The organism is Spelaeicoccus albus (assembly GCF_013409065.1).
GTDB classification, from domain to species: domain Bacteria; phylum Actinomycetota; class Actinomycetes; order Actinomycetales; family Brevibacteriaceae; genus Spelaeicoccus; species Spelaeicoccus albus.
The window spans coordinates 524,639-536,963 of sequence record NZ_JACBZP010000001.1 but is presented as its reverse complement, the minus strand read 5'-3'; the positions used below and the strand labels follow the sequence as shown (position 1 = coordinate 536,963).

The window sequence follows — 12,325 nt, the reverse complement described above, 5'->3', positions numbered from 1 at the left end:
CTTATTTCGACGATGCGGGCTCCCACCGCATATCGAAAAACGGCCACGATTTCGAAGGGGTTTCGTCAATTGTGGGAAAATACCACAAGAACGGGCGGAGGCAGTCGCGGCAGCACGCGACCGCCCATTCACCGCAATCCACCGGCTCATACGCAAGAGTCGGGCGGGACGCTTTGGCGCGCCCCAGGCGATGACGACCGTAGATTTCCATACAATCGCAATCGTTCCAGTGCTCGAGCATGGCGCGTGCCTGAAATTTACATTCCGGCGACAGCCTCGACCCCCACGCATGGCGGAGCGCCGAGCACGCCGCCCCTTCCTCGCTGTCGAGCCACCGGTCGACAAGCGCGCCGTCGAAAAGGGCCGGACGCCGTGCTTCGAGCGGGAACGTGTATCCGTCGGCATGCGCATTCTCGATGAACGGGTATTCGCCACCGGTCACTATGACGGGGCCGATCGCCAATAAGGCCGTCCAGTTCGGAAATTTGGGCCGTCCGGCAGGTAGCGGCACAGATCGTTTCCGATCGAAGAACCCGGCTTCCAATACCGTCATGACGTGCCCCTCTTAAGCGGACTCGCCTACCAGTTTACTCGAGTGAGGGCCGGAGGAAGCCGAGTAGCCGAACCCGAGAGAATATTCGTCGATCGATGAGCCGGCGGCCGGCACAGTCAAAAATGTAGTAGTTATTACATCTTGAGGCGTTGCAGCGATAAACTGGATTCGTGGACTGGTTGGTGATGATCGTTCGGCTGGCGGGTGTCGCCTCCCGCGACCGGGTGGCGGTCTGGCGCCAGCTACGCAAAATTGGCGCGGCGCCGTTGTCGCAAGGCGTATGGACGGTGCCCGACACTCCGTATTTCGTCGACGCCATTCAGCGGGTGGACGACCTGGCCCGACGAGGGGCCGGAGATGTTCTCGTCGTGTCGGCGAACGGTGCGACGTCCCCCGGGAGCGAGACGCTTGACGAGGCGTTTCGGTCGTTGCGGATTGACGAGTGGGCGGAATTCGAGCGCGATTGTTCGAAATTCGAGGCCGGACTCGACAAGGGAACGCGCAATGGCAAGTTCACCCTTGCCGAGCTCGAGGAGAAAGAACAAAGCCTCGACAGGTTACGGCGTTGGTATCACGACCTGAAAAAGCGCGACGCGTTGGAACTGCCTGAAGCCGCAGACGCCGAGATCCATTTTCACCGTTGCGGTCGCCATTTCGACGACTATGCCGACAGCGTGTACGCCGGCCTGCACGCCGGGAGCGGTCGCCCGAGCGCCGCACGCGCCGCAGGGGACTGAACCCATGAATTGGCCAGGGCTCCTCGTCAGCGTCCTCTGCGGGAGCGTGCTCCTTTACGCAGTGTTCCTCCTGGCGCTGTGGAGTTACGCCCGCCATAACCCCGGCACCGTCACCATGCGGGACGCGCTACGCCTGCTCCCGGACCTCATTCGCGTCATCCGCCGCCTCGTCGTCGACCGACGGGTGCCCGTCCGCGCGCGGATCAAGCTGGCGTTGATACTTGCGTATCTCGCCTTGCCGATCGATTTGGTTCCCGACTTCATCCCATTGCTGGGCTACGCGGACGATGTCCTGGTACTTGCGTGGGGTCTGCGGGCATTGATTCGGGACGCCGGCGGCGAACCGTTACGACGGAACTGGCCAGGCACGGCGGCGGGCCTGGCGGTCATCGAGCGGCTGGCGGGACTTCCGGCGTCCGCGTCCGATGACCCCGGCCCGGGCGAATGAAACCCGTCGATCGGGCAACGACCGTGATAAAGAGTGGTGCGTGAGCACAATCGATCAGGACATGAAAAGTATCCCGGACACGATGCGGGCGGCATTCATCGAGGGGAACGGCCCCGCCGATGCGATCGAGGTCGGCAGGCTCCCCGTTCCGACGCCGGGGCCCACGGATTTGCTGGTGAAGATGGAAGCCAGCGAAGTCAACCACGTGGATCTGTTCGTCCGGTCGGGCGCCTATCAAACGAGCACGCCGTTCCCCTTCGTGATAGGCCGCGATCTGGTCGGCACTGTTGCCGCAGCGGGCCCCGGAGCTGCACACGTGCGAATCGGGGACCGCGTGTGGTGCAACAGTCTCGGGCACGACGGTCGTCAAGGGGCGTTTGCCGAGTATTCGATAGTTCCGGTCGATCGGGCGTATCGGCTGCCCGAAGGCGTCGAACCCGCGACGGCTGCAGTGATCCTGCACGCGGCGGCAACTGCTCATGTCGGCCTGTCCCGTGAAGCGGGTCTTCGGGCGGGGGAGACGATCGTCGTGCATCACGCAGGCGGCGCCGTTGGCAGTGCCGTCGTGCAAATGGCCGCCGCCCGGGGAGCTCGCGTCGTTGCCACCTGCGCTCCGCGCGATGAGGAGTGGTGCGCCGCGTGCGGTGCCGACGCGACAATCGATTACGAGCGGGCGGATTTCTCGGACCGGGTTCGAGCGACGGCGCCCCGAGGGGTGGACGTTTGGTGGGACACGAGCGGCCGCAACGACTTACGGTCCACGGTGCCGCTGCTGGCGATGGGCGGGCGCGTGATAGCGATGTCGGGTCTGCAGGGCGCCGACCCGGTCGTTCCGATCGGCGATCTCTATACCAAGGACGCGAGCTTGCGGGGCTTCGCCATCAGCAATGCGTCGATATCCGACCTCGCCGATGCCGCAAAAGCCATCAACCGGATGCTCGCGGCCGGCCGGTTGCCGGCACGAGTCGGCGCGACCTATCACTTGGCCGATGCTGCTCGGGCTCACGAGGATTTGCAAAACGGAGCAGTGTACGGGCGGATCCTCGTCCTGCCGTGACGCCGACGGATGTCAGGACGTCGTGTTGTCAGGGGTCCGTGGGTTCTCGAAACGGTGCCTTGCTGGGGTCGAGAGTATTACTCACGGCGCTCAGGGCGGCGTCGACAATTCGATAATAAGCCCATTTCCCGCGCTGCTCGCGCGTGACGAGCCCGGCGTCCGTCAGCAGTTTCATGTGGTGCGAGACTGTCGGCTGGGACAGCGCGACAGGTGCCGTGAGATCGCAAATGCAGGCTTCGCCGGTGGGTGCTGCCGAGATGAGCGATAGCAGACGCACCCGGGTCGGGTCGCTCAATGCCTTGAAGACGTGCGCCAGGCGTTCCGCCGCGGCGATGTCGAGCGCCCCGGCGGTGACACGCGAGCAGCAAACGCCGATCTCGTTGCGTGTGGCGGGCGATGTGGCGGTCATGTCCTCATTCTGTCATACGTATTGACAGTCGTCGATGTGTCGAGCACTGTTGATGCATAGACGATGATCGATACGTTCCGGAAGGTGTCATGCCACAGCAAGACGAAACAGCAGCGCCGAACGGCGCCGCGGAAGCGGTGATCGGCCATTTGTCGCGGCTCGACCGGTACCTGCCGGTCTGGATTGTGACGGCAATGGCTGCCGGTCTGCTCATCGGCCGGGCATGGCCGGGATTCACCGATGGACTCGACTCGTTCACGATCGGCTCGGTATCGGTTCCGATCGCGATCGGACTGCTGGTCATGATGTACCCGGTGCTGGCAAAGGTTCGTTACAGCGAAACCTCTCGTATCGGCGGCGACCGCAAACTTTTGGTGGCCTCCCTGGTGATGAACTGGCTGGTGGGGCCGGCACTGATGTTCGCCCTGGCGTGGCTGTTGCTTCCGGACCTGCCCGAATATCGGACGGGTCTGGTCATCGTCGGCTTGGCCCGGTGCATCGCGATGGTCCTCATCTGGAACGACCTAGCCTGTGGCGATCGCGAAGCCGCAGCGGTGCTCGTGGCAATCAACTCGGTCTTCCAAGTCCTTGCGTTCGCCGCTCTGGGCTGGTTCTACCTCCAGACGCTGCCGGGCTGGCTCGGCTTGCCGACGACGAGCGCCAACTTCTCGATCATCGCCATCACCACGAGCGTTCTCGTCTTTCTCGGAATCCCACTGATCGCCGGGTTCGTGACGAGGCAGATCGGCGAACGCGCGAAAGGTCGCGACTGGTACGAATCGAAGTTCCTGCCAAGGCTCGGCCCGTGGGCGCTCTATGGCCTGCTCTTCACGATCGTGCTGCTGTTCGCGCTGCAAGGTGACGCCATCATCAGCAATCCGCTGGACGTCGCGCGCATCGCCGTGCCGTTGCTCGCGTATTTCGCTCTCACTTTTACGATCGGCATGGTGCTCGGCCACCGGCTGCGACTCGGATACGCAAAGACTGCCACGCTGGCGTTCACCGCGGCAGGCAACAATTTCGAACTCGCCATTGCGGTGGCCATCGGCACGTTCGGCATCACCTCGGGCCAGGCACTCGCCGGCGTCGTCGGCCCCCTGATCGAGGTCCCGGTGCTGGTCGCGCTCGTCTACGTTGCACTCTGGGCCGGACGCCGCTTCTTTCCGACAGACGCGAAGGAGAAACAACATGTCTGAATCCGCCGGGCAAGCACTCCCGGTCGTCGTGATCGGCGCCGGCCCCATCGGCTTGGCGGCCGCGGCGAACTTGATCAATCGCGGACTGGAACCTCTGGTGGTCGAAGCCGGGCCCACGGCCGGCACCGGCGTTCGCCAGTGGGGTCATATTCGATTGTTCTCGCCGTGGTCACAGCTCATCGACCCGGAAGCGGAGAAACTACTCGCGCCGACCGGCTGGACGGCCCCGGACCCCGACGGCTATCCGACCGGAGCGGAGTGGGTGTCCCACTATCTGCAACCGCTGGCCGACGTGCTGGGTGACCACGTCCGCTATGGCGCCCGGGTGACGGGTGTTGCCAGGCAAGGCCGAGATTTGGTGGTCGATGCCGGGCGCGAAAGCGAACCATTCACGGTCCATGTTGCTACCGGAGCGGGTGTGGACCGCATAGCCGCTCGAGCAGTGATCGACGTGTCCGGCACCTGGGATTCGCCGAACCCGCTTGGCGCCGATGGACTGCCCGCGGCGCGCGAGTCGCTCCACGCGAGGCGGATCACGTATCGCGTTCCAGACCTGGCCGACCCCACGATTCGCGCCCGGTACGCCGGCAAACACGTTGCCGTTGCCGGGACGGGGGCGTCGGCGAAGACGGTCCTCGTCGCACTTGCTCAGCTTGCCGAAGACGATCCAGAGACCACCGTGACGTGGCTAGTGCGCCGGCCTAGTACGTCGAACGCATTTGGTGGCGGCGAGAACGACCAACTGGCCGCGCGGGGCGCCCTGGGTGAACGCGCCCATGCGGCCGTCGAGTCGTCCCGAGTACGAACACTGACGGGGTTCCGCACCCAGGGCGTGGCCGAGGGCCCGGACGGCAAACTGCGGTTAGAGTCGTTCGACGGCCAAACCGTCGAGGGTGTCAACGAGATTGTGGCGGTGACCGGGTTCCGTCCGGACCTTTCCATGCTGACCGAAGTCCGGCTGGACTTGGATCCGATCTTGCAAGCGCCGCGACAGCTGGCGCCATTGATCGATCCGAACGTGCACTCCTGTGGAACCGTCTACCCGCACGGCGCCCGCGAACTCGCCCAGCCCGAGCCCGGGTTCTACATGGCAGGGATGAAGAGCTATGGACGGGCGACATCGTTCCTGGCCATGACGGGCTTTGAACAAGTCAGGTCGATAGCCGCGGAAATCGACGGCGACCACGATGCTGCCGCGCATGTGGAACTCACGCTCCCGGAGACCGGTGTCTGCGGCGGTTCCGGGGTCGAATCTATCGGGAGACGCATGCGCGAGCCGAAACCGTTCGAGATCTACGAGTTGGGCGTGCTGCTGCACGGGACCAAAGCCGACCTTGCCGTGGGCGACCTATTGGTACCCGGGCACGCTTCGAATTTTGAAGAGGGCCGAACGGCGAACAACGTGTACGTGACGGCCACCCTGGATGCCGCAACTTGGGGCGCCGAACTTGCCGTAGGCGACGGGCGGGGCCGGATTTACATCGTGGAACCGCTTGGCACAGTCGAAGACGATCCGAACGTCACGGACAAAAAGTTCCCCGGCAACCCGACTCGGTCGTACCGCACTCGCCGGCCCGTCAAGATTGTCGGCGAACTGCAAAACTGGACCGGCCACTCGCCGGAGCAGCTGAAAACCATGCGAGAAGGACTTGAGGATTTGAAGCGCCAAGGCCGCGCGGTCATCTTCGATTGATCGAGGCTGTGACTATCCTGGAATCGATGGAGACTGAGGAATCACCCCGCCTGTTGCTGGTAGAGGACGATCTCGTGATCGGCGAGGCAACCAAACTCAACTTGGAGCGGCACAGGTACGACGTCACCTGGGTCGTCGACGGGCTGGACGCGTGGGAGGCGTACCGTGCGCCGCACGGCAAGCCGTTCGACCTGGTGCTCAGCGACATCATGCTTCCGGGCATGGACGGCGTGACGCTCTGCCGCCGCGTCCGCGAACGCGCAAACACTCCGTACGTGCTGATTTCGGCGCGTACTGACGCGATCGACATCGTGAGCGGGCTCGAGGCCGGCGCCGACGACTACGTCACGAAGCCGTTCGACATCCAGGTGCTGCTGGCCAGGCTGCGCAGCGTGCTCCGTCGTGCCGAACCTCCGGAACCGGAGTCCGCCGCCGGCGCGGCCGTCACCGAAACATTTGGCGACGTGACGTTGGATCGGGCGGCATTGCAAGTGCGCCGGGACGGGCGGCTTCTGGCGTTGACTCCGACCGAGATGCGGCTCTTCCTCGAGCTGGTCGACGCTCACGGTGCTGTTGTCTCGTCGCGTACGTTGCTCTCCCGAGTCTGGGAGTACGACGAGTGGGCCGACGACAGTCACGTCGTGACAGTGCACGTCCAACGATTGCGCGCCAAGATCGGAGCAGAGCGCATCGAGACGGTCCGCGGCTTTGGCTACAAGCTGGCTCGCTGATCGTGGCAGCTCGGGTTCGCACGGGTCTTCGCGTTCGAATTGCCGTCACCATCGCGGTGATCGTGCTGGCGGCAGTCGTCGTGCTCGGCGCCGCGGTCCACTATCTGGTCGTGGCCAATAGGGTCTCCGATGCGCGTGCGGCCGCGGCCGGGCGGATCGAGGCCGCCGTCGAGATCTACCAATCGACGGGGCTACTGAGCTTTGACGCGAAAGCCGATGACGGCGCGCTGCCCGATGAGCTGCGTGCGGCGGTTCGTCGGGACGGCGCGCACGGAACCTTGGTACGCGGACAACGGGTGCGAACCGTGTGGGCGGCCGGGCGTGCCGGCGACACGGTGCTGAGCACCAAGCGGACTTTCAAAGCGGTGGACGGCGACGTGCGGGCAGTCGATCGTGCGCTCATCGTTGCCGGCGGCATCACGGTGTTGCTGGCGATGTTAGTGGGGGCACTTTCAGCCAACCAGCTGGCGCGCCGTCTCCGGGTGGCGGCCCGCACGGCCCGCGGCATGGCGGCCGGCGGCGACCCGATCTCGTTGCGGCGGGTGGTGGGCCGCCGTCGCGACGAGGTAGGAGATCTCGCGGACGCCGTCGACACTCTGGCCGATCGGCTCGCCTCCAGGCTCAACGCGGAACAACGGTTCAGCGCCGACGTCGCCCACGACTTGCGCACGCCCGTGACCGGCCTGATGACGGCTGCCGCTTTGCTCGACGACTCGCGCCCGGCACAGCTGGTCCGGGACCGTTCGGAAGCGCTACGCCGCCTGGTCGAGGACCTTCTCGAGGTGTCCCGCCTGGACAGGGGCGCCGAGAAGGCCGAGTTTGAACAAATCGAACTGGGCGAGACGGTCGAGCACATCGTCGCCCGGGGCGAAGCCTCGGGCGAATACCCCGACGGTGCCGTCACTGTCGGTGCCGACGACAGCGGGACGGTCTTCACCGATCCGCGCCGCCTCGAACGAATAGTGAGCAATTTGATCCGCAACGCCGTTTTGCACGGCCGTTCACCGGTCGAAGTCGCCGTGCGGAATCGGACGGTCGTGGTGCGCGATCACGGTCCCGGATTCGACGAGACGATCTTGTCGGAGGGCCCCAGACGGTTCCGGAGCGCCCGCCACGGCGGGGCGGACGGCAACGGTCTGGGACTCGTGATCGCCGCCGGACAGGCCGAAGTGCTGGGCGCGTCGCTCTCGTTCAGCAACCATCCCGACGGGGGCGCTCGAATAGCACTGCTGCTTCCGGACGACGGGGCCGAGCCGGCAAATCGGTAACCACCTCACAGCCGGGTCACGAACTGCACAAGCAATTGAGATCCGACCGTGAATCGACCGTGCGGCACCCGAGATTTGGCGTCGCTACCGTTGTCGGCATGATGACAAATACACCCAAGCCCGAAAGCCGGCGATCCATGCGATCGTCCATGCCGTTGGCGACGCTCGGCGCCGTCCTCCTGACCGTCATGCTGGTCGGATGCAGCGCCAACGGCCTCAAGACTTCGCAGGGGAGCAGCGGCCCTTCGTCGGTGAACCTGCCGTCGCCCGGTGCCACCGCGACGTCCAGCCCGTCGCCGTCCAGTCCGGACGCGTCCATCTCGTCCGCGCCAAGTCCGAGCGCGCCGAGCCCGTCCGCGACCTCCCCCGATACCTCGGATCGCTCCACGACCGACCCGGGCGCGTCGTCCAGTGCGCCCGCGTCCCCGTCGTCGCGGCACGGATCGACGAGCAGATGTCGCTCGAACCGTCTCAATGTCGGCACCCGGGTGCCTGAAGGCGGCGGTACCGCCGGCAGCCGCTACATCTTGTTGACCTTCCGAAACGAAGCGTCGTCCGCCTGTGTTCTCGACGGGCACCCCGGAGTGTCGTTCGTCGGCAAGGGCAACGGCACCCAACTCGGAGATCCGGCGCAGCGGATGTCGAGCTCCACCAAGCGGGTGGTGCTCAAGCCGGGCGGCACCACCACGGCATTGGTCCGGATCGGTGAGGCCGGTAACTACGACGCGAAGGAATGCGCGCCGACGACCGCCGACGGTTTGCGGGTCTACCCGCCCGGCTCGCGCACCTCGGTGTACGTACCGTTCAAGGTCGAAGCCTGCCAGCGCTCCCTGGAATCGGGTCCGCAGATGAGCGTGTCCGCCGTCGGCCGCTCGCACTGATCGCTCACGCGAGGCGGTGCGGAATTTTCCGGAGACAAAGATCGGCAAGGGAGAAGAATGTTGTCAGCTCATCATGGATTGCTTGCTTTAGTACTCACAGTCCCCATCGTTGCCGGCGGCATCGGTGCCGCACCGGCCGTGGCGACGCGCCCCGGCCTCGTCAGCGCCCGCTCGGCGGCACGTGCACCGGGTCCACGGGCAGAACTGGAGAAGATGACGCTCGCTCAGCGGGTTGGACAACTGCTCATGGTCGGCACGCCGGCCGGCCACCTTTCCAATGCGGCGAAGAAGGCGGTGACGAAATATCACGCCGGTTCGATCTACTTGGAAGGGCGCGACAGGCACAGCATCGCCGCGCACAAACACGGTGCGCGGAATATACAAAAACTCGCCACCAAGGCTGCGACGGCAAACTCACCGATGTATATCGCCGTCGATCAAGAAGGGGGTGAGGTGCAAGTCCTCCAGGGCAAGGGGTTCAGCGATATGCCCACGGCACTCCATCAAGGCACCTGGTACAACTTCACGATCAAGTCGCATGCCAAGACGTGGGGAAGCCAGTTGCGTCGGGCAGGCGTCAACCTCAACCTCGCTCCGGTGATGGACACCGTCAGCAAACACCTGAACCGGAAGAACAAGCCGATCGGCTATTATCACCGCGAATTCGGGCATCCGCCGCACAAGGTCGCGATGAAGGGCACGGCGTTCGCCAACGGCATGCGCGCGGCCGGCGAACAGGTCGCCATCAAACACTTCCCGGGCCTTGGACGCGTGCGGCGCAATACCGACACATCGTCCGGCGTCCGCGATCGCGTGACCACGCGGCACGGCTCCACCGTGAAGCCGTTCGAGGTGGGCGTGAAGGCCGGCGCGCAATTCGTGATGATCTCCAGCGCCTACTACAACAAGATCGATAAAAAGCATCCCGGTGTGTTCTCGTACACGATCATGCACACGATGTTGCGAGAAGACCTGAACTTCACGGGCGTAGAGATCAGCGACGACCTCGGCAGGGCCAAGCAAGTGGCCAAGTGGTCGCCGGGTGAGCGGGCAGTTGATTTCATCAAGGCCGGCGGCAACATGATCCTCACGGCGAAACCGAGCCAGGCAAAGCCGATGACGGCAGCGTTGATCCACCGGGCGAAGATGCGCCCGCACTTCCGGTCCAAGATCAACACGTCGGCGTTAAAGGTGCTGGCCGCCAAGCACCGCGCCGGCCTGGACCCGTGATCGCCTGCGTCGGATCACCGCGGCGGTGACCTCGATTCAGGCGAGTGCGCCGGCAGTCAGATAGCTAGGGCAACCAAAAAACGCGAAACCATGTTGTAGGCGGCTACCGTCGCGACGGCCTCGACGGTTTGCTGCTCGCCGAAAAGGTCCTTCAGATTTTCGACGACGGCCGCGTCAACTCGGACCTGCCTCGTGGACTGATCGGTGAGAGTCAGCAGCGCGTGTTCCTTTTCGTTGAACAGCTCGGCGATCTCCGATTGCTTCAACGCCTCGCTCTTTTCATCGGTGCCGCCGGCGTCCAAGTAAGCGGGGTAGTGCACGCCCCATTCGAAGTCGGCACCGTTGAGTGCGGCAACGCGGAGCATGATCAATTCACGAAGTTCCAGGTCGAGGACGAACTCGGCACGAACGCGGCCCAGCAAGCCGTTCCATCCCGTCGCCAACGGCGCGCTGCGTAACAGCACGCGGTCGATACCGATGAGTTCGCCATTTGGTCTGCGCCCCTGCATCCCGGCCAGAAGATCAGCAGGCGGAGCGGGGAAGTCCTCTTCACTCCACGGCGTGACACGTACGGTACTCATGAGTTCTCCTTTGCTTCTGCGATGACGGTTTTCGGCCTCGAGCGGCCATTAGACGGCGCAGCGCGCCGACCGCGCGGTGCGGGTGATGAGCAGCAGTATCGCCAGCGGCACCATCACGACGATCGCGCACAGAGACAGAATTGTGTAATTGGTGGCGGCCAGCAGCGGCCCGGCGATGAACGCAGCAGTGGCGCCGAGCAGATTCGCCATTGCGTCCGAGCTTCCTTGCGCCGACGCTCTGGACTGCGCCGAAATGACGCCGCTGAACAAAGCAGAGCCCGTGACATTGACGAATGACCAGCCCAGCCCCAACAGGATCAGCGATACGGCGATCCACATGCGATCGTGAGCGAACAGTATCCCGCTCACGAGCGAGGTAAGAAAGATCACCAGGCCCACCCCCATCGTCAACTTGTGACCCAAGCGGTCCGCCATCACGCCCACGACGGGTGAGAGCCCGTACATTCCCGCAATGTGCAGGCTGATCGTCATTCCCACGATAGTGACCGATCCGCCGATATCGGTGACGTGGACAGGCGCCATGGTCATCATCGAGACCATCACGACCTGTGCCGTCAGGATCGCGACAAGGGCGAGCGCAGCCGGGCGATTGCCCGACAGCTCGGAAAAAACGATTCGCATTCCGCTGCCGCGCCGCCGACCGATAGCCGAATTCTCGGACGCCGGGATGTTCGCCGTTGGAGCCGATGCGGCCTTGTGCAATTCCAGCAGCGGGTCGGGTCGCAACAGCCCGAAGATGAGACAGCCGGCGAGCGCCAGGCAGATCCCCGCGATCAAGAACGCTGCGGCGAAAACGGTCAGTCCCGTCGCCGCGTGCACAAGCTCCCCGGGCACGCCGAGATTGGGCCCCAGAACATTGCCGATCGTTCCAATCCAGACCACTAAGGCAAGCGCCCGGGCCTTGTGATGCGGCTGCGCCATGTCGGTCGCGGCGAATCGGGATTGCAATGACACTGCAGACCCCGCCCCGATCAGCAACAGGCCGCCGAAGAGCGGCACGACCAGGCTCCATTGGGCGGCGGCGACCAACACGATGGATCCGAGGGCGGCAGTCCACCAGCCGACCGACAAAGCGCTTCGGCGTCCGAATCTCTGGGCCAGGGCCCCGAGCGGCAGCCCGAAGATCGCGGCCCCCAGCGTGCTTGCCGTGCGGGCAAGCCCCGCCCACGCTTCGCTGTGCGTGACCTGCCCGGCCAAAAGCACGCCAATGGACGGTGCGATGCCGACTCCGACAGTGCCGACGACCTGACTGACGGCCAAAACCGTCAGCGTCCGCCGCTGCACCCGATGCGTCGTCAGCGCATTGCGCTCGTCAGTGAGTTTCCTCAACCGCTCTGCCTGGTGCACGGGTGTCTTTCTCCATCTGCTTCGATCGGCGCGCCGAAGTGCGCGGGACGCCAACCGACTTTATGTTGGCGAATCGGCCGATTCCACCGCGCTGCGCGCACGCAGGCATAACGGAACGTTATAGCCTTTGCGGTTGGACGTCCTCGTGGCTCTCCGGACGGCTAGTCGTCGGC

Annotated in this window: 14 protein-coding genes and 1 pseudogene; 10 read left to right on the top strand and 5 right to left on the bottom strand. The window is 64.6% G+C overall.

Annotated elements, in window-relative coordinates:
* Nucleotide 1: 1 nt before the first annotated feature.
* Nucleotides 2–553, bottom strand: coding sequence for a hypothetical protein (locus tag BJY26_RS02580; protein ID WP_179425403.1), 552 nt, complete (start codon nucleotides 551–553; stop codon nucleotides 2–4).
* Nucleotides 554–723: 170 nt separating this feature from the next.
* Here BJY26_RS02580 and BJY26_RS02575 point away from each other — a divergent pair, with 170 nt between their 5' ends.
* Genes BJY26_RS02575 through BJY26_RS02565 form a run of 3 tightly spaced genes read left to right on the top strand, consistent with a single transcriptional unit; the run spans nucleotide 724 to nucleotide 2,795 of the window.
* Nucleotides 724–1,290 (top strand): Chromate resistance protein ChrB, encoded by a 567-nt coding sequence (locus tag BJY26_RS02575; protein ID WP_179425401.1) that lies wholly within the window; start codon nucleotides 724–726, stop codon nucleotides 1,288–1,290.
* Nucleotides 1,291–1,294: 4 nt separating this feature from the next.
* On the top strand, nucleotides 1,295–1,738 hold the full coding sequence (locus tag BJY26_RS02570) for a YkvA family protein (protein WP_179425399.1): 444 nt from the start codon (nucleotides 1,295–1,297) through the stop codon (nucleotides 1,736–1,738).
* 40 nt (nucleotides 1,739–1,778) lie between these two features.
* Complete coding sequence (locus BJY26_RS02565; RefSeq protein WP_218852222.1) at nucleotides 1,779–2,795, top strand: NADPH:quinone reductase; 1,017 nt, start codon at nucleotides 1,779–1,781, stop codon at nucleotides 2,793–2,795.
* Between the two features lie 28 nt (nucleotides 2,796–2,823).
* Here the strand turns inward: BJY26_RS02565 and BJY26_RS02560 are convergent, their stop codons facing one another.
* On the bottom strand, nucleotides 2,824–3,204 hold the full coding sequence (locus BJY26_RS02560; protein WP_179425397.1) for an ArsR/SmtB family transcription factor: 381 nt from the start codon (nucleotides 3,202–3,204) through the stop codon (nucleotides 2,824–2,826).
* Nucleotides 3,205–3,293: 89 nt separating this feature from the next.
* Here BJY26_RS02560 and arsB point away from each other — a divergent pair, with 89 nt between their 5' ends.
* From arsB to BJY26_RS19485, 5 genes and pseudogenes are all read left to right on the top strand, one after another.
* Nucleotides 3,294–4,400 carry an ACR3 family arsenite efflux transporter gene (gene arsB, locus BJY26_RS02555; protein ID WP_218852220.1) on the top strand — a complete coding sequence of 369 codons (1,107 nt, stop codon included), beginning with the start codon at nucleotides 3,294–3,296 and terminating at the stop codon, nucleotides 4,398–4,400.
* Nucleotides 4,393–5,298, top strand: a pseudogene (locus BJY26_RS19680) (NAD(P)-binding domain-containing protein); the annotation flags it as partial. The gene arsB and the pseudogene BJY26_RS19680, both read left to right, overlap by 8 nt.
* 369 nt (nucleotides 5,299–5,667) lie before the next feature.
* Nucleotides 5,668–6,093 carry an NAD(+)--rifampin ADP-ribosyltransferase gene (gene arr / locus BJY26_RS19675; RefSeq protein WP_372465332.1) on the top strand — a complete coding sequence of 142 codons (426 nt, stop codon included), beginning with the start codon at nucleotides 5,668–5,670 and terminating at the stop codon, nucleotides 6,091–6,093.
* 8 nt (nucleotides 6,094–6,101) lie between these two features.
* Nucleotides 6,102–6,824 carry a response regulator gene (locus tag BJY26_RS02545; protein WP_308191221.1) on the top strand — a complete coding sequence of 241 codons (723 nt, stop codon included), beginning with the start codon at nucleotides 6,102–6,104 and terminating at the stop codon, nucleotides 6,822–6,824.
* Between the two features lie 2 nt (nucleotides 6,825–6,826).
* Nucleotides 6,827–8,092, top strand: a complete 1,266-nt coding sequence (locus BJY26_RS19485; protein WP_179425393.1) for a HAMP domain-containing sensor histidine kinase — start codon at nucleotides 6,827–6,829, stop codon at nucleotides 8,090–8,092.
* 16 nt (nucleotides 8,093–8,108) lie between these two features.
* Here BJY26_RS19485 and BJY26_RS02535 read toward each other — a convergent pair whose 3' ends face one another.
* On the bottom strand, nucleotides 8,109–8,576 hold the full coding sequence (locus BJY26_RS02535; protein WP_179425391.1) for a hypothetical protein: 468 nt from the start codon (nucleotides 8,574–8,576) through the stop codon (nucleotides 8,109–8,111).
* A gap of 4 nt (nucleotides 8,577–8,580) precedes the next feature.
* Between BJY26_RS02535 and BJY26_RS02530 the strand changes: the two genes are divergently transcribed.
* Both BJY26_RS02530 and BJY26_RS02525 read left to right on the top strand, forming a co-directional pair.
* Nucleotides 8,581–8,973 (top strand): DUF4232 domain-containing protein, encoded by a 393-nt coding sequence (locus BJY26_RS02530; RefSeq protein WP_179425389.1) that lies wholly within the window; start codon nucleotides 8,581–8,583, stop codon nucleotides 8,971–8,973.
* A gap of 57 nt (nucleotides 8,974–9,030) precedes the next feature.
* Nucleotides 9,031–10,203, top strand: a complete 1,173-nt coding sequence (locus BJY26_RS02525; RefSeq protein ID WP_179425387.1) for a glycoside hydrolase family 3 N-terminal domain-containing protein — start codon at nucleotides 9,031–9,033, stop codon at nucleotides 10,201–10,203.
* Nucleotides 10,204–10,259: 56 nt separating this feature from the next.
* Here the strand turns inward: BJY26_RS02525 and BJY26_RS02520 are convergent, their stop codons facing one another.
* Nucleotides 10,260–10,784 (bottom strand): carboxymuconolactone decarboxylase family protein, encoded by a 525-nt coding sequence (locus BJY26_RS02520; RefSeq protein ID WP_179425385.1) that lies wholly within the window; start codon nucleotides 10,782–10,784, stop codon nucleotides 10,260–10,262.
* Nucleotides 10,785–10,832: 48 nt separating this feature from the next.
* A complete protein-coding gene (locus tag BJY26_RS02515; protein ID WP_237248818.1) occupies nucleotides 10,833–12,134 on the bottom strand; it encodes an MFS transporter in 1,302 nt (433 codons plus the stop codon).
* Between the last annotated feature and the right edge of the window lie 191 nt (nucleotides 12,135–12,325).